We start from the raw sequence: 23,315 nt of genomic DNA on the forward strand, positions 1-23,315 counted from the left end.
TTTCTCGGTGGTGCTCAGGCCGCGGCGAGGTGCGGGCCGACCCGGTGCATCGGGGTGTACGGGGAGATGAACAAGGGCTCCGGGTCCTCGCTGGTGTCGTGCCCCGCGGCTCGTACGACCGCGAACTGGAAGCCCTTGACGTTCGTGTCGCCCTGCTGGTCGCGGATCGTCTTGCGGATGAACTCGGCGAGGACCCGGTAGGAGGAGGTCTTCTGCACCTCCGTCGCACCGGCCTGGGTGGCCTGCTGGAGGATGGCGGTGCACAGGTCGAACACCGACTTCTCCGGGCGGCGGGTGGCGAACCAGAACGCCTGGTACATCTTCCGGGGTTCGATCATGTCGATCTCGCTCCACTCGGACGTCCCGCCCGTGTGGTCGAGGGTTCGATAGACGTAGTGGAAGTCGTGGGTCGCCGGGTTCGGGGCGAAGAACTTCCAGTTCGGGACGAAGGAGAAGAGGTCCTTGGCGCGGACCCGGTCGAACGCCGGGTGCGGGTGCTGCGCGGCGACGGTCGCCACCAGCATCCCCGCGCCCACGACGCGGGCCAGGGAACCGGGACCGGTGAACGTGTCCTTGAGCAGGGTTGTCGGGTTCACCTCTGTGCTCCTTGCTCGTCGACGACGGGCTCGCTGTCCGGGTCGCCCGTGCTGTCCTTCATGAAGTCGGTCATGTGCTGCACCGTCTTGTGGGCGAAAAGCGCGTTGGTCAGCAGGGAGTCGTGGTCGGCCCCTTCGACGACCTTGACCTCGCCGCGCCGGTGCACCCGGGCCAGTTCGTTGTACATCAGAAGCTGCTCGGGGTCCTGATCGACGGTCTGCTGCGCGGCGATGATCAGCGCGGGCGCCGCCACCTGCGGCATGTCGCCGTCGAAGGACCTGAAGTCCTTCTCGACCGCCGCCCATTCACGCCGGCCGGCCTTCCAGAGCCGGGCGTCGGTGTACTGGGCGAACACCTTGTCCCGGTAGTTCGCCGGGAGCCTGTCGAGCCACCCGGGGCGGCTCATCAGGATGCCGGTGCCCAGCGAGAGGTAGCGGGCGGCGTGCGTGATGTTGTCGTTGAGGTCCTTCGCACCGTCGCTCTGGCGCTCGGAGCGCTGCAGCTCGGCGGGGTGGGACGGGTCCAGATAGACGAGTCCTGCGATCCGGTCCGGGATCCGGGCCGAGACCCGGCGGATCAGCTCTCCGCCCAGGGAGTGGCCGACCAGGACCGCCTTGCGGTGCGCGGGCACCGTGGCACGGATCAGATCCTCCAGGTCGTCGACCGACTCGTCCAGGACGAAGGGCGCGTTGGTGCGGCGGAGGCTGCCCGCGTACCCGGCTCGCGCGTACGAGACGACCGCGCTGTCCGAGTCGTTCACGAACCGCTCGGTGATCCAGGCGAAGTGCTCGGACGTCGAGGTGAGCCCGGCACAGAAGACGAGGACCGGAGCGTCCGTCTCGTCGTCCCGACCGCCCGTCTCGTACATGAGCTCGTTGCCGTGCCGGGTGATGAACTTCCGTGACGTGGGCCAGCCTTCGCGGACCACGGCGCGGCGCTGGGCGGCTGTCGCGGCGGCCACCGCGACGCCTCCGGCGAGCAGCAGGGCCGCGGCCTTCACCGCGCGGTCGTCGCGTCCCGCCACCAGCGGGTGCGTCTTGGGGGCCGTGGTGTAGGCGACCATGGGGTGCATGGCCGGGAAGGCCGTCATGAAGCGCCCGAGTCCCATGACGAAGCCGTTGGCGACGTGGAAACTTCCGGCTGCCGCGATCATCGGGCGGGTCAGCTTGCCACCGGCGAGGTAGACGACCGGGAAGAGGCATTCCATCGCGAGCACGCTGTGCTGCACGTACTTCGCGGTCTTCGGGTAGCGCTGGGTGAGGCGGTAGGCGCTCTCGAACCCATAGGTGCGGGTGCGCATCACTCCGGGAAGTGCCGATCCGTCACGCCACTTCTCACCAAGGAGCTTGACCCAGCCGGAGGCCGCGTAGGACAGGCTCGCCTGCATCGCCACGTACCAGAGGAAGGCGTCCTTGGTCTGTGAACTCTTCGAGAGGCGCGCGAGGCCGGTGGCGGTCTGCACCAGGTTCGCCACCTGGTCCGAACCGTCCGTGCCGTAGCGGTGGCGAGTCTGCAGAACGGAGGTGGAAGCGGTGAGGAAAAGACTTCCGGCCCCGCGCCATCTGCTGTTGCCGGGGAAAAGAAGTCCGACGCTCACGGCTGCCCGGGCAGCGTGAATCGCCACCGTGGCCTTCTTGCCGCTGACAGCCTCGGTGATCTTACGAATGGCCAGGTTCTTGGTCTCCGGGGATTCCTTCATGATTTCCCAGTCATTGAGACCACCGGGATCCAGCTGCTTGTGCTGGTGCAGATATTCAAGAGAGGAGGAGAGGGTGGTGAGCGCGGAGAGTCGCTCAGATAAACCCAGGGCACGGTCCCGGGATATTGGCACCGGAGAGAAAAGCGACGAGACAAGCTTCTTCATTCGTCTCACAGGATATTCCTCACGACTGAACCATGGGTGAGCTAATATGTGAAAGCTGTCGGGCCGCGATTGCGGCGCGGCCCGACAGTTCGCCTCGTGCTCGCAGATGTCACTCTCCGAGCGGCTTCAGAAGCCCACACTCATGTACAAGGGCTGCTGACGGTGTTCTTTACTTGCCGCCGGCGCCGGCGGCACGGCCGAGCTCGTAGGCGCCGACTATGGTCGCGCCGGCCGCGAGGCCACCGCCCGCGTACGGGCAGGTGACGAGAACGGCCGGGGTGAAGGCGACGGGCATGGTGCGGGTGACCCGGTCCTGCTCACCCTCGGTCAGGGTCGGCTCCGTGATCGAACGCACGCTGTCGATGATGAGAGTCATTCTGATCTCCTTTTCGAAGATGCTCGGAAAGCCTGGCGGCCTTTAGTTGACGACGCGGCCGGCGACGTACGCACCCACCGGGACGGTGAAGGCGACAATGCCCGCCGTGATCTTGACGGTGACCGGCACCGCCACGGCCGGGGTGGCCATGACGGGAACGCCGTCTGTGTTCGTCAGGCCGTCCTCAAGGGAGCCCAGCTCCTGCTGGTTCATAAAGGCAGCAATGTTGCCCATGATCCATTCCTCACTGTTGATTCCAATCGAGGCGTCGGGGAGGAGATTTCCGCATGGAACACCATCCATGAATTTCTCACTCGACAGCTGCTCGCCAGCGATCGATCAACTCCCCCTCGCAGGCACCACTATAGAAAGATTGCGAAGCTTGAAATCAAGCCCATTTAATGTGACGTGCATCACATGCTGAAAAGGCCTTGGCGTGAAGTTAGTGATGACATTAGTCATGCTTTACGCGTTGACCAGTGAGAATAAAGGCCGGAGGGCTCTGAATTCCGGTCCACCCTGGTGGCTCAAACCGGCCGACCAGTATTCAGTCCCTGCGGGCGACGCCCGGCCGGCTGAACCCCTGGTGGCCCACCCGTCCTACCGCCAACCGCGCCTGGTCGCCACCGGTCCGCTTCTGGTCGCATCGAGCAACCGGGAGGCACTTTCCGGCCAACCTGGGTTCGCCGGCGTCGGAGGGAAAGCGCGGTGACGTGTGCGACTCCCACTTGAATGTGACAAACGTAAGTGTCGGAAAACAGGTGAGGACCTCCTCCGCGGCAGAAAGAAGCCAAGAAGACCTTGCTCCACACGCACGGCCTGTGTCTAAATTGACGGCATTCATCGCATCCGTAACAACGATTCACGAAGCGAACTGCTCGAGGAGTACGTCTCTTCCGGCACCCGGGGCGAGGTGACCACCATTCCGGACGCGACACATTTCTCCGTTGTCAGTGGATCGGAAACCGTCGCTGTCACGGCCAAGGCCATCGAGGGAATGCTGGGCGACGGCCGGCAGATACAGCGGGAGGCGGCATGAGAAGGGCAACGGGAGCGGCGGCGGATGTCCTGGAGCGGGCCGTTCCGGTGGTCCTCGCGGGCTGGTTCATCGCATCGGTACTGGCCCAGCACCCCGACCGCAGTTACGACAGGATCCGGAAGGCGGACAAGACGGGGTCCGGTATCGCCATCCCGAACTGGCGCTTCTTCGCTCCGAATCCGTCCGTGGAGGACCAGCACTTCCTGTACCGGCTCGCGAACGAGGACAAGTCGGAGCACACGGAATGGCGGGACGTGTACTGCATCAGTCCGCGCAAGATGATCCACACGTTCTGGTTCCCCGGCCGCCGTTTCGAGAAGGCCGTCTTCGATGTGACGTCAGCCCTGTTTCACAGCCCGGGAGCCACGACGCCGCGGGGCGAGGTGTCCAGGAAGGCCACCCGTCGGCTCATCAACGAATTCGTCCGCCACCGCATCACGCCGGAGCCCGGATTCCCTTACTTCCAGGTGCTGTTGGTGCGCTACTCGGGCTACGACCACAGTGAGGACCCCCAGTACGACATGGTGTTCGGGTATGAGTCGGTGAACCCATGACGTCGAGTGTCCAGTACGGGGACGCGGTGGCGTCCGTGTATGACTCGCTGATCTCGTCGGCCGTGGCCTTCGGCCCGTCGGTGGAGCGGCTTCGGCCGTACGTCACAGGTTCTCGGGTGCTCGAGATCGGTGTGGGCACCGGTCGTATCGCGATGCCCGTGGCGGCGATCGCCGCGGAGGTGGTCGGGCTCGACAACTCCGATCCGATGCTGAGCGTTTTCCGTGCGAAGGGTGTTCCGGGGAACGTATCGTTGGTCGAAGCGGATTTCCGCAATGAGCTGCCGGTGAACGGGGCCTTTGATGCGGCCTATTCCACGTTGGGCTCGCTCGCCTGTGTGCGCTCGCGCGAGGAACTCGTGGGTGCTCTGTCCCACGTACGCGATGTACTGAAGCCGGGAAGTTCGCTCTCGTTCGAGTACTACGCCAAGCAGGCCTACGAGCCGCTTCTCGCGCAGCAGAGTGTGACGTTTCCCGACACGCGCGGCGGTGGTCTTGTCACCGTCACCGCCACGGTCGACGAGGGGGATCTCCTCACCCTGGGAACTCGCATCGAGGCGAACGAGGAGATCGAGGGGAACACAGTGCCGGCGGTGGAGTTCAGTGAGCGGGTTCTCCTCATCGGGCACGAGGAAGTCGAATCCTGCGTGGCCGCGGCCGGATTCGCGGTGGAGGGCGTGGACCTCGGCGGGGGCCTGGGCCCCTACGACTGGTACACCGTCCGCAGCACTGGATAAGCGGCGAAAAGCGGGACGCGAGGGGCCGGCACTGAAGTGCCGGCCCCTCTTGCTATGAGCCTCTTGCTATGGGCGCGCGGCCTTCGGCCGCATGTCCGTCCAGTGCTCGTCGACGTACGCGAGGGCCGACTGCCGGTTCGCGTCGCTGAGCACCGCCCGCCAGCCGGCGGGCACCGGGCTGAACGAGGGCCACAGGCTGTGCTGCCCGTTCTCATTGACCAGGACGTGGAAGACGCCTTCGGCATCGTCGAAGGGATTGGTGGACATGGTGGTCGGTCCTCCTCTCACGGCCGACGGGTCTGGTCGGCGCTCGGCTTGGGGAGCGGTCCCGGCCGGCAGCCCGGCCTTCTACAGCGCACGGTGCACTCGGCGAGGCCGGCTGCCCCCAACTCGTCTTCGACGCGGACGGTTTCGATGCCCAGGCCCAGGAGCGTGCGCTGCGCTGCCTCGTCCCTGGCCGTCAAGGCCGAGACCTCGGCGGTGCGCTCCGGCAGGTACCAGGCGGCCGAGCGCACCGCGATCGGCTCAGTGGCACATCGACTGGCGCGGGGCCATGCGTCCCTCCCTCCGCGTGATTGCGGCTTGTCGGGTGCTTGCGTACTCCGTAGTCGCGGCCCGTCGTGCGCTACGTCCTGCTGTGCGGGCCGAGCGGCGGCGGGACGCGGATGCCGTGCTCGTGGCGCAGCGCGGAGAGTGCGGCCAGATAGCCGGACATTCCATGCACACTGGGCCCCGGTGGCGTGGAAGCCGAGCACAGGTACAGGCCGGGCAGCGGCACCCGGTAGGGATCCCACTTCGCGGCGGGGCGCATCAGCGACTGTCGGACGGTCATGGCCCCGGCTCCGATGTCGCCGCCGACGTAGTTGGGGTTGTACGTCTCGTAGTGGGCGGCGCTCACGCCGCGCGCGGCGACGATGGTGTCGCCGAAGCCCGGCGCGTACTGCTCGATCCGGCGGCGGACGAGGTCGACAGGGTCCCGCGGGTCGCCGTGAGGAACGTGGGCGTAGGCCCAGACAGGACGCTTGCCGCCGACGGCCCGGCCGGGATCGGTTGCGGCGGGGTCGACGAGGAGCACGAACGGCTCGGGGTCCTGGGTGCCGCGTACGGCCGCCGACTCCGTACGGAACATGTCGGCGCGGGTACCGCCGAGGTGGACGGTGCCCGCCCGGCCGGTTTCGGGGTCGGTCCATGGGATGGGGCCGGACACCAGGAAGTCGACCTTGGACGCCCCGGGTCCGTACTGGAAACGTTCGAGGGCCCGACGGTAGCGCCCGGGCAGTCGGTCTCCGGCGAGTTGGAGGAGCCCCTTGGGGCTGGTGTCGAGCAGCACCAGGGGTATGTCCCCGAGTTCGCCGAGGTCCTTGATGGACTGTCCGGTGTGGATGCGGCCACCATGCGCGGTGATGTCCGCCGCGAGGGCGTCGGCGATGCGGGCGCTGCCGCCCCGGGGCAGCGGCCATCCCGTGGTGTGCGCCAGGTGGCCCAGGAGCAGCGCGACGGCGCTGGCTGCAAGCGAGGGGAGTCTGCTTACGGAGTGCGCGGCGACACCCGTGAGCAGGGCACGCGCCCGCTCGGTACGGAAGGGCAGCCTGGTGGCATGGGCGAGGACCCTGGGCGCCAGGAGGAGCGGCGCCGCCAGGTCGTCGGGGATGCCGCGCTGACCGGAAAGGATCAGGTCGACGACACCCTGGCTGTGCGCGGCGAGCGGCGCCATGAGCCGCCGCCAGCGTCCGCCGTCCACGCCGAGTCCGGCGCTGGTCTCGGCGAGGTCGCGGTGGGCGAGGACGGTGTCCTCGCCGGGAAGCGGGTGGGCGTAGGGGATCTCGGGCTGGAGCAGGTCAACGCCGCGCGCGGGCAGGTCGAACTCCCGGAAGAAGCGGGACGCGGCCGCCATGGGGTGCACCGCCGCACAGATGTCGTGCATCACGTCGGAGTCGAAGAGCGGCTCGGTGCGCAGACCGCCACCGAACGTGTCGTGCGCCTCGTACAGCTCGACGCTGAGACCCGCCCGCAGGAGCGTGACAGCAGCAGCGAGCCCATTGGGGCCCGTACCGACGATCACCGCGTCCGTCATGCGACACCTCTCCTGCCGGTCTCACGAAGGACTCGAACAGAGGCCTCCGTCGGTCACACGCAGTGGATACAAACAGCACCCGAGAGTCCTCGATATGGTGCAGGTCACACCCCAATCGGAGTTGTCTATTCCGGCTTCTTGACATGCGTCACTACTCCGACATGACAGACGCCACCATGGCCCATGAGGCAGTTGCCGCCTTGATCCGTAAATCCGCCACAGAGATCAGAGGCACGAACGCCGTCGACCTAGAAACTGTGGTTGACATCACATCAGTTCGAGATCCGCGCGGTATAGGGCACTAGCCCCCTGCGCGGCGGCCCTCCGCGGGCGCAGCCCTGAGGGGCCGATGCGGAGCCGGCGCACCATGCAACGGCCTTCGCGGGCTGGGATCTGCTCGACCGGCTGATTGCGGCAACCGCCTGCCCTGCACGAGGTCACCTTCAGCGTCCCCGACCGGGGCATAGCTGCGCTGGTCGGTGCCTCGGGAGGAAGGCAGGAGCGCCCCGCTCTCCGATCGAGCGCTTGCTGGAGCCAGGGAAGGCCACCATCCGCGCCCGTCGGCCGCGACATCACCCAGCGGCCTCTGCCCGAACGGCTGGCGGCCTCCACATCAGCGAGACGCTGGAGCCGGGCAGCGGGCGGGATCTCCCTCATGGGGGCGTCCATGAGGGGCGTCGCTCCCCTGCAGCCGCTCCGCCGGGGTCAGATCCAGCCCTGTCGACGGGCGACATGGGCGGCCTCATGCCGGTTCGCCGCCTTCAGCTTGCCAGCGATCTTCGAAAGGTAGTTGCGTACGGTCCCGGGGGACAGGACCGCGCGCTGCGCCACCTTGTCGATGGGGGCCCCGTCCGCGGACAGCGCCAGAATGTCCGCCTCCCGCCGGGTCAGCGGGGAATCTCCCGCCGAGAGCGCATTCGCGGCCATTTCCGGATCGACGTAGGGGACGCCCCGGTGAACCATTCTGATGATGACGGCCAGTTCTTTAGCGGACGTTGTTTTCGGTACGAATCCCCGAGCTCCCGCCGACAGAGCCGATGCGAGATACCCGGGCGCCGTATGGGAGGTGACCACGACGCACCGTATGGAGGGTTGGACCAGTTGCAGATCGCGGATGACGCTGATTCCGCCCTTGTCGGGCATGCTCAGATCCAGTACGCAGACGTTCGGAACGAGTTTCTTCGCCATCTCGGCCGCTTCCACGCCGCCTGCGGCCTCACCGACCACTTCGAGGTCATCCTCTGCCGCCAGTAGCATGGAGAACGCCCCTAGGATCAGGTTCTCGTCATCGGCCAGGAGGACTCGAATCGTCACGTCTCACTCTCCTCGTGCAAGGGGGACAGTAACCAGGAGACGGTACGTGCCGCGCGGCTGAGGGCCGTGCTCCAGACGTCCTCCCAGTGGTGCGACACGCTGCTTGAGCCCGTCCATGCCCGTCCCGAGCCCCAGGCGCTGGCCCGGCATGTCACGCACACCGTTGTTCACCACCTGCAGGATGCACTCCCCCGCTTCGCCCGCGCCGGACAAGGCGAGCGTGATCGTGCAGGCAGTGGCGTCGGGTGCGTGCCGAATGACGTTCGTGGCCGCTTCCCGGACGGCCCAGCCGAGGGCCTCCTGCACCTCATAGGGCAGGCGCAGGGCGCAGTTCTCTTCGGTCACCTCGCACCGGATGCCAGAGGCCCGGAGCAGGGAGCGCGCGCTGTCCAGCTCGTCGTCGAGTGACGCGGTACGCACGGCGTTCACCACCGCCTGCAGCTCGCTCTGTGACGCCCTCGCTAACACCTGCACCTCCTCCAGCTCCTCCAACTTTCCGGTGTGTGCGATGAGTTCAGACTTGATCGCGATGATGGCCAGATGCCGCCCCAGCGTGTCGTGCAGATCGCGGGACATCCGCAGCCGCTCCTCGGCCACCGCGAGCAGGGCGGCTGCGTCCGCGGCGATCTCCAGCCGGGAGATGACGGTGACGGGTCGCATCGCCCTGCGAACGGCGATGATGACAGCCAGAAGGACCCCTCCGGCGGCCAGTGCCGAAGGCAGCGGCGCGTGCGGGCTGACGGCAGCGGCCACCGCAAGACACGTGGATCCGGTTGCCAGTTGGACTCGCAGCGGCAATTCGGCCACCACGACGGCTGCAGGCACGACGGCCATTCCGGAGAGCGGGACGACCTCTGTCCGCGCGAAGGCGCCGGTGTAGGGGAGGAGCCAGAGACAGGCCGGCCATACGGAGGCGGGGGCGAGCAGGGCAATCGGCGGGATCGGGTAGGGGCGTCCGGTCCACACCGGACGCAGCAGTGCCCCCAAATGAAGGGCGTAAAGGACGGATGCGAGTACGAGGACCGGGTGCGGATCGGGCATTTCCGCAAGCAGAATGAATGCCAAAGGGGGTGCGGTCAGACAGACAGCCAGTCTCTGCCGGGTGTGTCTCGCAAGCCTTTCGGCATCCTGGCGTGTGGCGTGCAATTGCGCGGATCTCGGCGGAGGCCGGCGCGAATCCCGAACAGAGAGCGCAACGGGCACGACGGGCGGGGGCCCCGTAATTCCGTATTCCTGTCGGCCGCGGTGGGGGCTGTCAGGGGCCAGTGCGAGCTGGCGCTGACACGAGTCGGACAGGTAGGGCATAATGAGCCTCGCAAGGTAGGTGCATCACGCAGGTACGTTTCGGCCGCCTCACTAGGGCAACTATTGGCAGGGCGTTTCCTGTTCGGGCTCTCGAGACAGTCGGAGGCATAGGGCGACTCGACCTTGCGCCCGCTGAATTGCGCACCGATCGCCACTCAGCGGACGTGATCCGATGTGCTTCGCCCTCAGGTAATTTCTTCACGTACAGCACCTGGTGGAGGAGAGGAAGGTCCGCGCCTCCGCGGTATTCCTCACGGCACACATAGGCGGTCCAGCGGCCCTCCGAAATGCCCTTTTCTCCCTCAGACTTGCAGTAACCCAAGTCCAGGGTGGCCAGCCATGCGGCCTCGTAGACGTACCCCTGCGGCGGGTCCCATCCTGCGGGAAGCTGCTGGGCGGGGCCGCAGTCAGCGAAGGGGACGGTGCTGTCGCGACAGACCTTGACGAGAGGTGTGCCGACGTATTCGCGATAGACCGACACTGCTCCGGAGCCGCAGTTTGTCGCCACCTTTGTAATTGGCCCGGGGAAAACGCCAATCATCGGCTGGATCACCAGCGAGTAGCATCCTGAGCCCGCGTTTCGAAGCTCCCCGGCTATGGCGCTCTTGCGGCCGTCGCCGTCGCTGAGGCGGATACGGTAAGCAGAGCGCTGATGGTAGCCGCTGCGGCGCTCCATGTTTGCTTGCGCATCAGTCACTCCCTCCCTTGCTTCTTTCACAGACAGCGGATGCTTGTCGCTCAGTTGTCGCGCCGGATGTGTCTGCCCATCAAGCCGCTGACGAGCCAGGAGGCGAGGGGCACCGCTTCTCCACAGTCCTCGGTGCCCTCGGTTCCGCGGCATACCTTCAGGTAGCTGGTGGTCGTCGGCCGGTATGGATCCAGCGGAGGTCGATAGGCGCTGAACCGATACCGCACTGCGTCACGCATTTGGTGTAGGGGTGCGGGACGAAGTCGTGCCCACACACCCAGATCGAGTCAGGAAGTCTCTTTTTTTTGGCCCTTGCAAATTGGCGCTGTGCTGTGCCTGTGGCGAGATATCTCCACAGGGTTCTCATTGCGCGCATCATCCAGGGCGCGAGCAGGGCGCAGCGAAAACAAGGGTCGCTGAATCCGAGAAATGAAGTCAGAGCGCAGCGAAGTCGCGCGCAGTTGCTTCGACGATCGATCCCCGTTTACTCCCCGTACTCGCCTTGGTCGAGGCGTGCGACAGGAACGCTAACCCCCGCCCATGGGCAGGTCAAGGCTTTCTCTTGTGCAAAGTTGAATCGCCCTAGAACGTTGACGATCGCGTTGAGTGTCCGGTTTTGCGAAAGCTCAATGGAACCTCAAGCGGCAAATACCCAAGGTAACCTCAAATTGGCGCGCGCTTGAAAGGAAAAGATTCGGAGTGATCAATTCCGGTTCCCCGTAGGATGTCGGCCGTGTAAGGGTCGATTGCAGCCCCTCCCCCCCACTTTGAGGAAGGTCTGATGCCGAAAGCAGAGAGCAGTCATATCCAGGTGAGTGACGTCTGGCGCCACTATGGACGGGGAAGGGAACGTTCGACGCCGTCCGTGGCGTGAGTTTCACCGTCCGTCCGGGAGAACTGTTCGCGCTCCTCGGAACCAACGCGGAACCAACGGCGCGGGCAAGACATCGACCGTCGAACTGCTCGAAGGGCTGGCAGCCCCGAGCCAGGGAAGAATCCGACGGTTCGATGGCCTGGATCCGATCGCCGACCGTGCGCAGATCCGTTCCCGAACCGGCGCCATGCTTCAGGGGACTGTAAAACGTTCGACAGACCCCCGAGGCGTTCGCACGCGCTCGGGCTCCCATGCGGCTGCGGCTGCTGCACGAGACGAGATCCTCGGCAGCCGATGCACGGTCACTGAGCCGGCCGCGCTCGACGATGTCGGGACGAGCGACCAAGTCTGTCTCCACCTGCGGCAATTGACCGCTGCAGGCTGGCTGCGGTCGGCGGGTCGTGGACGGTGACTCGGTGGATGTCCAGGGCGAGTTCACGCTGACGCTGGACGAGCTGCACGAGGCCCACGAGGGCACGATCCCCGCGCTGCCGGCGTAAAGCCCGGTCGTACGACGGCGAAGGCCGCCGCTCCAGGTATCCCTCGTGTGCCTGGGGCGGCGGCCTCGCGCCATGTGCGGTGCGGGGTCAGCTGACGACCTTGAGCGTGCGGGGGAAGCCGACGCTCTTGGCTGTCCTGTAGACGCTGCGGATGTCCGACGGCTTCAGCTTGATGCAGCCGGCCGACTTGTAGTCGTTGTTGCCGTCCCAGCGCGTGGCCTCGGTGTTGCCCGCGTTGCCGTCCCTCTTCATCTCGCTGTGGATGAACAGCTCGTTGCGCACGGTGCCACCGGGCTTGCACCTCTTGTCGGACAGCTGGAAGGCGTAGCCCTTGATCAGGTCTCCGTTGTAGTTGGTGTTGTACTGCTTGATGTCGTACGTGCCGTTCGGCAGCCAGCCCCTGTTCTTCTCGCAGCTGTTCGTGGTGTGCCCCGAACCGGCCCGCCATGAGGCGACCTTCTTCGCGGGCTTGTTGGGCTCCGTCTTGACCAGGATGAGACGCGAGTTCGTGTTCGTGTTCTTGTCGAACACGAAGTGGTACTTGATCGCCTGAGCCCCGCTGGGCGCGGCCTGGGCGGGTGTCAGCCCGGCGATGAACCCGCCGAGCGCGAGAACGCTGCCGGCTAGGGCAACTCGCTTGCCGATACGCATAGTTGTTCCTCCCGTTGTGTCGACCGTGTGCAGTCCGTGCTCATCCGCTCAGCACGAGGTAACGGTCTCAGCGGCTGGGGAGGAGGGGCCACGACTTTCGACGCGCCTCAAATAACCCTGCTCACGCCGGTCGGAGCCGAGCAGTGCCGTGCCGGTCGGGGTGAGGGTGTGCAGCATGGTGTTGGCGTTGCGGTGGCTGGTGACGAGGCCCGCGTCGCGCAGCACGGTCGTGTGGTGCGTGGCCGTGGCGGGTGAGATTCCCAGGATGCGGGCCAGCTCCGAGGTGGTGGCCCCGCAGGCGAGGGTGCGCAGTACGGCCGCCCTGGTCCGGCCGAGCAGCGTGGCCAGGGGCGCGTCGTCGTCGGCCGGGCGCTGGGGCGTGGGCGCCGATGCGTGATGCAGCGGGTAGACGAGGACGGGGGACAGGTCGGGGTTGGCGAGTGAGGTCGGGGTGCGCCAGCAGAAGTAGGAGGGCAGGAGGCGCAGCCCGCGTCCGTCGAGGTGCAGGTCGCGGTCGTCGCGGTAGTCGACCTCCAGTACCGGGGGCCGCCAGCGGATTCCGGGCGCGAGGCCGGTGAGCAGGCCGTCGACCCCGTCGGCGAGGAACGCGCGGGTGCGCAGGGCGCGTTCGTTGTCGACCCGGGCCTGGATGGTGTCGAGGTACGGGGCGAGCACCGCCTCGTAGTAGGCGCGGAGGACTGCGGTGAACTCCCGACGGGACTTCGGCTCCGCGAGCCGGGTGACCCACGCGGGCGCCCCGACGACGCGGCGGAGGGTCTCCGTCTCGTCCCGCACACGGGCGGGCGGTGTGTCGAGGATGGCCGACAGACCCTCGTCCAGGCCCCCGGCTCCCGCGTGCGGGGTCAGGAAGTCGGGGAAGTAGACCGCGCGTGGCAGTACGGGCATCAACAGCTTCTTCACGACCGTACCCAGCGGAGTGCCGGCCAGCGCGGGCCGGGCGTCGTGGAACCAGTGGGCGTAGGCCCGGCGTCCTGTCCTGCTCTGCAGGCGGTGCAGGCTGTGTGCGATCTCCCAGAGTGGGTCGGGGCCCGCCGCTACGCGCAGCCGGGCCAGGTCCTCCGGTCCGAAGTGAATACGTAACACGCCGAACGTCCCCCGTTCGTCCCGTGCCGTGTGCCTGTGCTGTCGGTCCAGCCCGTGGCCGGCCATGCACGCGACACCTGTTCAGGACAGATCCTGCGGGTCACGACAGGGCGGACCAAAGCGGCGCGACAGGTGCACCGGGTTGGTTTCGGGCGTGTTGCGGAGGCTGCCGCGCCGCGTGTGGAGGCCCTGGCGCAAGTGCGCTTTTTCTTGTAGTTGCCGTTGAGGACGTTCTCCCTGGCCGGAGGCACGGTCGGCGACGACGACGGCCGCTTCACCGAGACCCCCCGCGGCGGTGATCCGCTCCAACGGCTCGGGTACCCGCAACGTCCTCGAGGAACGGGTACTCGGCCCCGTCCCCGCCCCGCCCGGCTGTCAGTGCCGCCGACTAATGTCGCGCTCATGCCCCCGGCCAAGAAGCGCCCCCGCAGCTACGACCCCGCCAAGATCCGCGCCGCCGTCCTGGCCCAGTTCGGAAACGTACGGGCAGCCGTCCGCACGCTCACCCCCGAGCAGCTCGCGCTACCCACCCGGCTCGGCGACTGGACCGTACGAGAGCTGGCCGTGCATATCGCCGCGGCCGCCGTCGAGAGCGTCAGCGCGACCATCGACATGGAGCCGCCGGCGAAGCCCGAACTCGCCCTGCTGGACTGGCCGTCCGCGACCGTGGACCCCGTGCTCGCCGCCGCCAACGCCGACCGGACCCGTGAACTCGCGCGCGAGCACCAGGACCTCGACGCGCTGTACGACCGCACCGAGCAGCGGCTGTCCGAGCGGCTGGCCGTCACCCCGGGCGAGCGGCTGCTCGCCACCCGGCCCGGCTCCATGACGCTCGCCGACTACGTGGTCACCCGCACGGTGGAGCTGGTTGTCCACAGCGACGACCTGAACGCCGCCGTGCCCGGCCTCGACATCCCGTACGACCGTCAGGCACTCGCCGCCTGCACCCGCCTGCTTGCCGACGCGCTCGCCGTGAAGGCGCCCGGTGCCTCCACGGAGGTCCGCGTTCCGCCGTTCGCGGTCGTGCAGTGCGTCGAGGGGCCCCGGCACACGCGCGGAACCCCGCCGAACGTCGTGGAGACGGACCCGATGACCTGGATACGGCTCGCGACCGGGCGTACGGAATGGCGTACGGCCCTCGCCGATGCCCAGGTCAGCGCCAGCGGTGAGCGGGCCGATCTGAGCGGACTGCTCCCGCTGATGGGCTGAGACTCCGGAGGCGGACGGGAAGTTGAGCGAGAATGGAAGGGAACCAACCACCCCACCCGTCCCGTCACAGCGACATGCGAACGCAACGGCTTACTCTCAGCGTCCTGGCGGTCACCGGCCTGCTCGCCACCGCGGCCTGCGGCACGGAGAAAAGTGACGGCGGATCCGCTTCCGTCGGCGCCGGACAGCAGACGAAAATCACCGGCAAACAGTGGAAAGTGGACAGCATGGACGTCGGGGGCACCACGTACAAGGCCCCGGCCGACGCCCACATCGAGTTCGGTGAAGACGGCAAGGTGGGCGGCAACTACGGCTGCAACCACTTCGGGGCGACCGCCGAGATGCAGGGCGAAACGATCAAGGTCGGCTCCGACACCCTGCAGACCAAGATGGCCTGCGGCGAGAAGCCGATGGAGTTCGAGGCCAAGATGGCCGAGACGATCTCCGACAGCACGATCACGACCAAGGTCGACGGCGACAAGCTGACGCTCACGACCAAGGACGGGGACACGGTGAAGCTCACCGCGGAGAAGCCGGCCAAGCTCGAGGGCACGAAGTGGAGCGTCACAGGCAGCACCAACAAGGGCGGCACGGTCACCGCGCTGGCCTCCGAGGCCGAGGGCAAGGTCCACCTCACCTTCGACGGCAAGGGCAACGTCCACGGTCAGCTCGGCTGCAACAAGGTGACGGCGAAGGCGACCGTCAGCGACGGACAGATCACGCTCGGGTCTCCTGGCACCACCCGCATGATGTGCTCCCCCTCACTCATGGAGACCGAAAAGGCCCTCCTGAAGCTGTTCAACGGCAAGGCCACCTACGAGATCAAGCAGCGCACCCTCACCCTGACCAGCGAAAACGGCAGCGGCTTCGAAGCCGTCGCCGCCAAGTGATCCACTACGAGCCCGAATCCCCCATTCGGCCCAGTGGCCGACCTCGCCTACACTCGGTGGCGTGCCACGTGGTGACGGTCGACTCAGCCATGATCTGCTCCCCGGCGAGAAAGGACCCCAGGACGCTTGCGGCGTCTTCGGAGTCTGGGCTCCCGGTGAAGAGGTCGCCAAGCTCACTTACTTCGGGCTCTACGCCCTCCAGCATCGGGGCCAGGAATCCGCGGGAATCGCGGTCAGCAACGGCTCCAAGATCCTCGTCTTCAAGGACATGGGCCTGGTGTCCCAGGTCTTCGACGAGGCTTCACTCGGATCGCTCAAGGGTCATATCGCGGTCGGTCACGCCCGCTACTCGACCACTGGCGCCTCCGTGTGGGAGAACGCCCAGCCCACGTTCCGTGCGACCGCGCACGGCTCGATCGCGCTCGGCCACAACGGCAACCTGGTCAACACCGCCCAGCTCGCCGAGATGGTCGCCGACCTGCCCAAGCAGGAGGGCCGCACCCCGCGCGTGGCGGCCACCAACGACACCGACCTGCTCACGGCGCTCCTCGCCGCCCAGGTCGACGAGGACGGCAAGCCGCTGACCATCGAGGAGGCCTGCGCCAAGATCCTCCCCCAGGTCAAGGGCGCCTTCAGCCTCACCTTCATGGACGAGCACACGCTGTACGCGGCCCGCGACCCGCAGGGCATCCGCCCGCTGGTCCTGGGCCGCCTGGAGCGCGGCTGGGTCGTCGCCTCCGAGTCCGCCGCCCTCGACATCTGCGGCGCCAGCTTCGTACGCGAGATCGAGCCGGGCGAGTTCGTCGCCATCGACGAGAACGGTCTGCGCTCGTCGCGATTCGCGGAAGCGAAGCCCAAGGGCTGTGTCTTCGAGTACGTGTATCTGGCTCGCCCGGACACCGACATAGCCGGCCGGAACGTATACCTCTCGCGCGTCGAGATGGGCCGCAGGCTCGCCAAAGAAGCCCCCGTCGACGCCGACCTCGTCATAGCGACCCCGGAGTCCGGCACGCCCGCCGCGATCGGTTACGCGGAGGCCTCCGGCATCCCCTTCGGTGCCGGTTTGGTGAAGAACGCGTACGTCGGCCGCACCTTCATCCAGCCTTCACAGACCATCCGCCAGCTGGGCATCCGACTGAAGCTGAATCCCCTCAAGGAAGTCATCAAGGGCAAGCGCCTGATCGTCGTGGACGACTCGATCGTGCGCGGCAACACCCAGCGCGCGCTCGTACGGATGCTGCGCGAGGCGGGCGCCGCCGAGGTCCACATCCGGATCTCGTCGCCTCCCGTGAAGTGGCCCTGCTTCTTCGGCATCGACTTCGCCACCCGCGCCGAGCTGATCGCCAACGGCATGACGGTCGAGGAGATCGGCAAGTCCCTGGGCGCCGACTCCCTGGCGTACATCTCCATCGACGGCATGATCGACGCGACCACCATCGCCAAGCCGAACCTGTGCCGCGCCTGCTTCGACGGCGAGTACCCGATGGACCTCCCGGACCCCGAACTGCTCGGCAAGCAGCTCCTGGAGACCGAGCTGGCCGCGGGCCCGGCGGCCACAGCCGCGGCCGACGCGATCCGTCGCCCGTAAGACACCGCAGCACACCCAGCGGTACGACACGAAAGCTCTCAAAGTCATGACTACTGAGACCTCAGGTGCCAGCTACGCGGCTGCCGGCGTCGACATCGAAGCGGGCGACCGCGCCGTGGAGCTCATGAAGGAGTGGGTGAAGAAGACGCGCCGCCCCGAGGTCCTCGGCGGCCTCGGCGGCTTCGCCGGCCTCTTCGACGCCTCCGCCCTCAAGCGCTACGAGCGTCCCCTGCTGGCCTCCGCCACGGACGGCGTCGGTACGAAGGTCGACCTCGCCCGGCAGCTCGGTGTGTACGACAGCATCGGCCACGACCTGGTCGCGATGGTCATGGACGACATCGTGGTCTGCGGCGCCGAACCGCTCTTCATGACCGACTACATCTGCGTCGGCAAGGTCCACCCCGAGCGCGTCGCCGCCATCGTGAAGGGCATCGCCGAAGGCTGCGTCCTCGCGGGCTGCTCCCTGGTCGGCGGCGAGACCGCCGAGCACCCCGGGCTCCTCGGCCCGGACGACTTCGACGTAGCCGGCGCCGGCACCGGAGTGGTCGAAGCCGACCGGCTCCTGGGCGCCGATCGCATCCGTAAGGGTGACGCGGTCATCGCCATGGCGTCCTCCGGCCTTCACTCGAACGGGTACTCGCTAGTCCGCCACGTCCTCTTCGACCGCGCGCACCTGAGCCTCGACCAGCACATCGAGGACTTCGGCCGCACGCTAGGCGAGGAACTCCTGGAGCCCACCAAGATCTACTCCCTGGACTGCCTGGCCCTCACCCGCACGACCGAGGTCCACGCCTTCTCCCACATCACAGGCGGCGGCCTGGCAGCCAACCTGGCCCGAGTGATCCCCGACACCCTGCACGCGAGGGTCGACCGCACCACGTGGACCCCGTCCCCGGTCTTCGACCTGGTAGGCACGACGGGCAAGGTAGACCGCCTGGAACTCGAGAAGACCCTGAACATGGGCGTGGGCATGATCGCGATCGTCCCCGAGGAATCCACGGACGCGGCCCTCGCCACACTCGCCGACCGCGGCGTGGACGCCTGGGTGGCAGGCGAGATCACGGAGCGAGGCGACTATGAGTCGGGCGCGGAGCTGACCGGAGACTACGCCACGTAACCGTACTGGCTGAAGTCGGTGCAGCAACGCGCCCCTTTAAGGAGGCCGCAGGCCTCTTAGGGGCGCGGGGCTGTATCAATTTGCGGCTCCGCCGCGTGGGCGCGACCAGCCACGACGGACCCGCAGTTCACAACGAACCCGCAGCCTTAAACCGCGAACCCAGCGGAGCGCCACGCGCAAAACCCGGCCCGGCGCGATATCAACCGCTCCGGACCGGGTGAAGCGCAACTAAGACAGTCAAGCGCCGCGACGCTGCTGCTGCGACGACGGACCGGACTCGTCGTCCTCGTCCTCATCGTCGTCGTTGTACAGATCCGCGTACTGGGCGTACGGGTCATCGTCTTCGTCATCCTCGAACGGCTCGCCGTTCGGCGGTTGGCTCGAAGTCGAAGCGCCCAGCTCACTGGCCAGACGCGACAGGTCAGTCCCGCCGCTGTTGTACTTCAGCTGGCGGGCGACCTTCGTCTGCTTGGCCTTGGCCCGGCCGCGCCCCATGGCTCGACCCCCTCGGTGACGGGGCTCGACGGCCCCAGAGTCTTGACACGCGTTCATGATCTGGAACGGGCTCTCCGTGGAGAGACCGGTCCGTAGGGCTTCCACGGTACCTGAGCCCGCGCCCATACGGTACGTCGCCCGCAGGACGTGCCGCCGCCCAGGACCCTCGGGGAGCCCTGTCCCCGCTGGTCAACCACGATTTTAACCTCTTCTGGACGCACGACCCGCCGACCAACGTGAGAGTAATCTCCACGACCCGCCGACGGGTACCCCGCGGAGTCCGGTACCGCGCGCGACCCTCAGCGGGACCGCGCCTCAGCCATCCGCTGCTCGGCGATCCGGTCGGCCGCAGCGGCCGGCGGAATCCCGTCTTCCTTCGCACGTGCGAAGATCGCCAACGTGGTGTCGTAGATCTTCGCGGCCTTCGCCTTGCACCGCTCGAAGTCGAAGCCATGGAGCTCGTCGGCCACCTGGATGACCCCGCCGGCGTTCACGACGTAGTCCGGCGCGTACAGGATCCCGCGGTCGGCGAGGTCCTTCTCGACGCCCGGGTGCGCGAGCTGGTTGTTGGCGGCGCCGCACACGATCCTCGCGGTGAGGACCGGCACGGAGTCGTCGTCGAGCGCCCCGCCCAGTGCGCAGGGGGCGTAGACGTCGAGGCCGTCGACGCGGATCAGTTCGTCGGTGTCCTTGACGGCCACCACGTCCGGGTGCCGCTCGGTGATCTGCCGTACGGCATCCTCGCGCACGTCCGTGACGAAGACCTCGGCGCGCTCCGCCACGAGGTGCTCCACCAGGTGGCGGCCCACCTTGCCGACGCCCGCGATGCCGATCCGGCGGCCCCGCAGCGACGGATCGCCCCACAGGTGCTGGGCCGAGGCCCGCATGCCCTGGTAGACGCCGTACGCGGTCAGCACGGAGGAGTCGCCGGCCCCGCCCTTCTCCGGCGAGCGGCCGGTGGTCCAGCGGCACTCCTGGGCCACGACGTCCATGTCGGCCACGTATGTGCCGACGTCGCAGGCCGTGACGTACCGGCCGCCGAGCGAGGCCACGAACCGGCCGTACGCGAGCAGCAGCTGCTCGGTCTTGATCTTCTCGGGGTCCCCGATGATCACGGCCTTGCCGCCGCCGTGGTCCAGCCCGGCCATGGCGTTCTTGTACGACATCCCGCGCGCGAGGTTCAGCGCGTCGGCGACGGCCTCTTCCTCGCTCGCGTACGGGTAGAAGCGCGTGCCGCCGAGGGCGGGGCCCAGGGCGGTCGAGTGGATGGCGATGACGGCCTTGAGGCCACTGGCGCGGTCCTGGCAGAGCACGACTTGCTCATGACCCCCCTGATCCGAGTGGAACAGGGTGTGCAGGACGCCGTCGGTTACGTAGGTCACGGTGGTGACTCCTGGGTAAGTAGCGGCGGTTCTGAGGGCGGGGCCCGTAAGGGTGGCGGGTTCCGTGACTTGAGATTAGAGCCTCCGCGTACCCGCCACAGGCGCAGCGCTCAGGATCACCTTCTCCCGGAGTACGGTCACGTTGTGGCATCGGACGTCGAGCAGTGTGTCCCCGTGTCCCCGCGCGGGGGTTTCCAGGGTTTTCCGTCAGGTCCGCGGGGGAGGGAGCAAGCGTGCCCAAGGTGTCCTCGGTGATCGTCCCGTACGCGTCGTATCTGCGCGTGTACGAACCGCTGGCCGCCTTCCCGGAACCGGAGCGCGGCCACTGGGCGCGGTACGCGCGCCGCCCCGACCGGCCCTCGTACCAGGACGAACTGCGCCGCTCCCTGGCCGACTTGCTGCCCACGCCCCCGATCCCGGTGCCTGTGCACGAGAGCGGCGACGCCTTCGTCGCGGACGTGGACGGCGTGCTGTGCGTCTGCCCCTGGCGCACTCGGCTGCGCGGCTGGCAGGCCCTGGGCGAGCTGGCCGAGGAGCTGCCGGCGCCGGTCCTGGACGCGGTGCTGCCCCCGGTCGTACGCCGCCAGGCCGCCCAGGACTACGAGCGCTGGCTCAGCCGCAACCCCGACGCCCGCCCCTGGATCCGCACCTCGACCTGGCACGTACCGCTGAACTGGTTCGTGCTCGTCGGTGACGAGGAGCGCGAGTACGACAAGGGCTCGGAGAAGGAATCGCCCGTACTGCGCTACCGGACGCCCATGGTGCAGGCGCGGCGGCGGGTGGCGCGGGGGCTGAAGGCGCTCAAGGACGCCATCGACGAGGGGCCGCTGATCGACGGGCTTGTCGATGTGGGGCGCTGGCTGGAGGAGTTCCATCCGCGCTCGCTGGTGGAGCTGGATTACGGCGGCCTGGTGCACGTCCTGCCCGCCGAACAGCTCGACGGCGATCACTCGGCGGCAGATGTGGCCGAGGGGATCGAGGCGCTGCGTACGGGCGACGGGGTCGGTGCCGGGGAGGCGTACGGTCGGCTGGTCGAACGCTGGCGGGCGGTCCGGGATCGCCGTTCGGCGAACTGACGGGACGTAAGTCGCCATCAGGACTTTGCGGGTAAGGGTGATGGATAGCACTAACACGGACCTTGCCCCAGACACCCCTCCTCATGTCAAAATAGGACAAGGAGTCCGGGGAGGGCTCCATCTGCCCACGTATGGGTGGAATCTCAGCATTGCACGCTATGGGGGGTCTCGTGACTCCCGATCACCCCTGTGACTGATCGTCACAGGGGCGTGACTGTCCGCTATGGCATGGTCCATCGGCTTCCGTCGCTGATGAACACCTGAGAGGGCAATTCCATCGGTTTGGCCGACGCGGCTGGACAGATGGTGTAGTTGTAGTGCCGAGGACAAGCCGTTCGTCCTATAACCGACTCGACCCGCGTCCGCCATTTCGGGCAACGCGGGTCAAGGTGCAGAATTTAGAGGAATGAACCGAGAACGTTCGGTTCCCCCGAGGAGGCCGCTCATGACCGCTCGCACCCCTGATGCCGAGCCGCTGCTGACCCCCGCTGAGGTCGCCACGATGTTCCGCGTTGACCCGAAGACGGTCACGCGGTGGGCGAAGGCCGGCAAGCTCACGTCGATCCGTACGCTCGGCGGGCATCGCCGCTACCGCGAAGCTGAGGTCCGCGCGTTGCTCGCGGGCATCCCGCAGCAGCGTAGCGAAGCCTGAACAACTGCATAACAGGGCATTTCGGCAGGTTCCCCCAACGTGCCGAACTGCTCGAACCAAAGCTCCAAGCGACGCGGGTTCTGCCCCAACAGAGCCCACGCCCGAGCCAGAACCTCAAGCAACAAGGGTGCGTCGTCGATCGCGCTGGACTCCGCCGGGTCCAGCGCGATCTTTTTTGTGCGCGGGGGGCCGACGGAGCCTGTCGGGACCTGACGGGGCGTGAGCGTTCCTGTGGTGTGCGGGTGCTCTGTGAGCGATCTGGAGGGCTCTTTGAGTCCGGTTTGGGCTGGCCCCTAGGGCAGGGTGCAATTGCACATATTAAATTGACCCGTTGTGAGTGGGGTGTGAGTACCGCCGTTTCGGAAACCTATGCAGTGACACCCGTCACACAGCAGAGCCCTTGTGAGGCGGTGTTACCTCCGGTAGAGGGGGCAGCTCATGCCGATGCGGGGCTTTCGTCCTCCGCCAAGCCCTCCGGGCAGTCCGCGTCGTCCGAAGCGAGCTCCATCGCCATGGCCAGGTTCTGCAGCCGGTGACAGATCGGACAGTGCCGAGTCAGATGCCGGTACCCCGAGGCAGCCTGCAGATGAGCCCGAAGCAAAGCCCGAGTCTCATGCCGAACGAACACGGCCATACGCCACCTCCAAGGCATCGGTAGCCCTTGGTGTTTGAGTACCCGCGGAATGTGACGCCGTCAATGGGCGGCGGAGGGCGGTTGGGCGAGCGGTTGAGTGGTTGGCGGTCGCGCGGTGGTGGTGGGGGGCATGGTGGCGGACGGCTCGGGGAGCGCCCTGAAGGGGCGCGGGGAACTGCGCGATCAGCTACAACGGACCGGCAGCCGCGCACGATCCCAAGACCCCACCCCGTTGGGCGCCTCACCAGCCAGCGAACCCCACACCCCACCCCGTTGGGCGCGAACCCCACCAACCCGCGTGAGGCCCCCACCCACCCCGCCGGAGGCAAGGGGGCCTGGGGCGCAGCCCCAGTTTCGGGAAGGGGCGGGGCTGGGGAAAAGAACCCCACGCAAAAGGACCCGCACCCTTACCGGATGCGGGCCCTTCACCTAGGCGGTCCTGACGGGATTTGAACCCGCGGCCTCCACCTTGACAGGGTGGCGAGCACTCCAAACTGCTCCACAGGACCAGGTTTCGCAGGGCGATTGTCGCGTTGCGCTGCGAGAAGAAACTGTACAGGAGGGGACGCCCGAGGGGCGAACTCACCCAACGTACAGA

Annotated in this window: 23 protein-coding genes, 1 tRNA gene and 1 pseudogene; 10 read left to right on the forward strand and 15 right to left on the reverse strand. The window is 67.3% G+C overall.

Translation table 11 applies throughout. The features are described 5' to 3' along the window. Positions 1-14: 14 nt before the first annotated feature. From ACQEVY_RS24595 to ACQEVY_RS24610, 4 genes are all read right to left on the reverse strand, one after another. Entirely contained in the window at positions 15-596 is a 582-nt protein-coding gene (locus tag ACQEVY_RS24595; protein ID WP_384697992.1) for a hypothetical protein, read from the reverse strand. Next, on the reverse strand, positions 593-2,461 hold the full coding sequence (locus tag ACQEVY_RS24600; RefSeq protein WP_432951631.1) for an alpha/beta fold hydrolase: 1,869 nt from the start codon (positions 2,459-2,461) through the stop codon (positions 593-595). The genes ACQEVY_RS24595 and ACQEVY_RS24600 overlap by 4 nt, the downstream gene beginning before the upstream one ends. A 169-nt stretch (positions 2,462-2,630) precedes the next feature. Beyond that, positions 2,631-2,837, reverse strand: coding sequence for a hypothetical protein (locus ACQEVY_RS24605; protein ID WP_384703773.1), 207 nt, complete (start codon positions 2,835-2,837; stop codon positions 2,631-2,633). A 42-nt stretch (positions 2,838-2,879) separates the two neighbouring features. Next, positions 2,880-3,071 (reverse strand): hypothetical protein, encoded by a 192-nt coding sequence (locus tag ACQEVY_RS24610; protein WP_266871441.1) that lies wholly within the window; start codon positions 3,069-3,071, stop codon positions 2,880-2,882. A gap of 679 nt (positions 3,072-3,750) precedes the next feature. On the opposite strand from ACQEVY_RS24610, the gene ACQEVY_RS24615 reads away from it, so the two are divergent. From ACQEVY_RS24615 to ACQEVY_RS24625, 3 genes are read left to right on the forward strand one after another with little or no spacing between them, the layout of a single operon-like run. Further along, complete coding sequence (locus ACQEVY_RS24615; protein ID WP_432951632.1) at positions 3,751-3,876, forward strand: hypothetical protein; 126 nt, start codon at positions 3,751-3,753, stop codon at positions 3,874-3,876. Continuing rightward, a complete protein-coding gene (locus tag ACQEVY_RS24620; protein WP_432951633.1) occupies positions 3,873-4,430 on the forward strand; it encodes a hypothetical protein in 558 nt (185 codons plus the stop codon). The genes ACQEVY_RS24615 and ACQEVY_RS24620 overlap by 4 nt, the downstream gene beginning before the upstream one ends. Further along, on the forward strand, positions 4,427-5,164 hold the full coding sequence (locus tag ACQEVY_RS24625; RefSeq protein ID WP_432951634.1) for a class I SAM-dependent methyltransferase: 738 nt from the start codon (positions 4,427-4,429) through the stop codon (positions 5,162-5,164). The genes ACQEVY_RS24620 and ACQEVY_RS24625 overlap by 4 nt, the downstream gene beginning before the upstream one ends. Positions 5,165-5,230: 66 nt before the next feature. Here ACQEVY_RS24625 and ACQEVY_RS24630 read toward each other — a convergent pair whose 3' ends face one another. The 5 genes from ACQEVY_RS24630 to ACQEVY_RS24650 form a co-directional block, all read right to left on the reverse strand. Next, complete coding sequence (locus ACQEVY_RS24630) at positions 5,231-5,431, reverse strand: MbtH family protein (protein ID WP_432951635.1); 201 nt, start codon at positions 5,429-5,431, stop codon at positions 5,231-5,233. A gap of 17 nt (positions 5,432-5,448) precedes the next feature. Continuing rightward, positions 5,449-5,679, reverse strand: coding sequence for a hypothetical protein (locus ACQEVY_RS24635; RefSeq protein WP_432951636.1), 231 nt, complete (start codon positions 5,677-5,679; stop codon positions 5,449-5,451). A gap of 110 nt (positions 5,680-5,789) precedes the next feature. Beyond that, complete coding sequence (locus tag ACQEVY_RS24640) at positions 5,790-7,238, reverse strand: phytoene desaturase family protein (RefSeq protein WP_432951637.1); 1,449 nt, start codon at positions 7,236-7,238, stop codon at positions 5,790-5,792. Positions 7,239-7,943: 705 nt separating this feature from the next. Further along, positions 7,944-8,552 carry a response regulator gene (locus ACQEVY_RS24645; protein WP_432951638.1) on the reverse strand — a complete coding sequence of 203 codons (609 nt, stop codon included), beginning with the start codon at positions 8,550-8,552 and terminating at the stop codon, positions 7,944-7,946. A 3-nt stretch (positions 8,553-8,555) separates the two neighbouring features. After that, positions 8,556-9,593, reverse strand: coding sequence for a sensor histidine kinase (locus ACQEVY_RS24650; RefSeq protein ID WP_432951639.1), 1,038 nt, complete (start codon positions 9,591-9,593; stop codon positions 8,556-8,558). A 1,774-nt stretch (positions 9,594-11,367) separates the two neighbouring features. On the opposite strand from ACQEVY_RS24650, the pseudogene ACQEVY_RS24655 reads away from it, so the two are divergent. Then, positions 11,368-11,615, forward strand: a pseudogene (locus ACQEVY_RS24655) (ATP-binding cassette domain-containing protein); the annotation flags it as partial. A gap of 391 nt (positions 11,616-12,006) precedes the next feature. Here the strand turns inward: ACQEVY_RS24655 and ACQEVY_RS24660 are convergent. Both ACQEVY_RS24660 and ACQEVY_RS24665 read right to left on the reverse strand, forming a co-directional pair. Continuing rightward, positions 12,007-12,570, reverse strand: a complete 564-nt coding sequence (locus tag ACQEVY_RS24660) for a L,D-transpeptidase family protein (protein WP_432951640.1) — start codon at positions 12,568-12,570, stop codon at positions 12,007-12,009. A 48-nt stretch (positions 12,571-12,618) separates the two neighbouring features. Beyond that, positions 12,619-13,674 (reverse strand): ArsR/SmtB family transcription factor, encoded by a 1,056-nt coding sequence (locus ACQEVY_RS24665; protein WP_432951641.1) that lies wholly within the window; start codon positions 13,672-13,674, stop codon positions 12,619-12,621. Between the two features lie 402 nt (positions 13,675-14,076). Here ACQEVY_RS24665 and ACQEVY_RS24670 point away from each other — a divergent pair, with 402 nt between their 5' ends. The 4 genes from ACQEVY_RS24670 to purM all read left to right on the forward strand — a co-directional run bounded on the left by ACQEVY_RS24670 (position 14,077) and on the right by purM (position 18,478). After that, positions 14,077-14,883, forward strand: a complete 807-nt coding sequence (locus tag ACQEVY_RS24670; protein WP_432951642.1) for a sterol carrier family protein — start codon at positions 14,077-14,079, stop codon at positions 14,881-14,883. Positions 14,884-14,957: 74 nt separating this feature from the next. Further along, the gene (locus ACQEVY_RS24675; protein WP_432951643.1) at positions 14,958-15,773 is read left to right on the forward strand and encodes an META domain-containing protein; all 816 of its coding nucleotides are present in this window, start codon (positions 14,958-14,960) and stop codon (positions 15,771-15,773) included. Positions 15,774-15,834: 61 nt separating this feature from the next. Beyond that, on the forward strand, positions 15,835-17,361 hold the full coding sequence (purF, locus tag ACQEVY_RS24680; RefSeq protein ID WP_432951644.1) for an amidophosphoribosyltransferase: 1,527 nt from the start codon (positions 15,835-15,837) through the stop codon (positions 17,359-17,361). A gap of 46 nt (positions 17,362-17,407) precedes the next feature. Beyond that, the gene (gene purM, locus ACQEVY_RS24685; protein WP_432951645.1) at positions 17,408-18,478 is read left to right on the forward strand and encodes a phosphoribosylformylglycinamidine cyclo-ligase; all 1,071 of its coding nucleotides are present in this window, start codon (positions 17,408-17,410) and stop codon (positions 18,476-18,478) included. Positions 18,479-18,715: 237 nt separating this feature from the next. Here purM and ACQEVY_RS24690 read toward each other — a convergent pair whose 3' ends face one another. Both ACQEVY_RS24690 and ACQEVY_RS24695 read right to left on the reverse strand, forming a co-directional pair. Then, positions 18,716-18,973, reverse strand: a complete 258-nt coding sequence (locus ACQEVY_RS24690; protein ID WP_165342952.1) for a DUF3073 domain-containing protein — start codon at positions 18,971-18,973, stop codon at positions 18,716-18,718. 299 nt (positions 18,974-19,272) lie between these two features. Next, a complete protein-coding gene (locus ACQEVY_RS24695) occupies positions 19,273-20,355 on the reverse strand; it encodes a Leu/Phe/Val dehydrogenase (protein ID WP_432951646.1) in 1,083 nt (360 codons plus the stop codon). A gap of 233 nt (positions 20,356-20,588) precedes the next feature. On the opposite strand from ACQEVY_RS24695, the gene ACQEVY_RS24700 reads away from it, so the two are divergent. Both ACQEVY_RS24700 and bldC read left to right on the forward strand, forming a co-directional pair. Further along, a complete protein-coding gene (locus ACQEVY_RS24700; RefSeq protein WP_432951647.1) occupies positions 20,589-21,431 on the forward strand; it encodes a hypothetical protein in 843 nt (280 codons plus the stop codon). 445 nt (positions 21,432-21,876) lie between these two features. Then, positions 21,877-22,083, forward strand: a complete 207-nt coding sequence (gene bldC / locus ACQEVY_RS24705; RefSeq protein WP_003949541.1) for a developmental transcriptional regulator BldC — start codon at positions 21,877-21,879, stop codon at positions 22,081-22,083. Between the two features lie 436 nt (positions 22,084-22,519). Here the strand turns inward: bldC and ACQEVY_RS24710 are convergent, their stop codons facing one another. Continuing rightward, a complete protein-coding gene (locus tag ACQEVY_RS24710; RefSeq protein ID WP_432951648.1) occupies positions 22,520-22,717 on the reverse strand; it encodes a DUF6274 family protein in 198 nt (65 codons plus the stop codon). A gap of 434 nt (positions 22,718-23,151) precedes the next feature. Next, a tRNA-Asp gene (locus tag ACQEVY_RS24715) sits at positions 23,152-23,226 on the reverse strand. Positions 23,227-23,315: the final 89 nt, after the last annotated feature.

The sequence above is a fragment of the Streptomyces sp. CA-288835 genome (assembly GCF_050936385.1).
Lineage (GTDB): Bacteria > Actinomycetota > Actinomycetes > Streptomycetales > Streptomycetaceae > Streptomyces.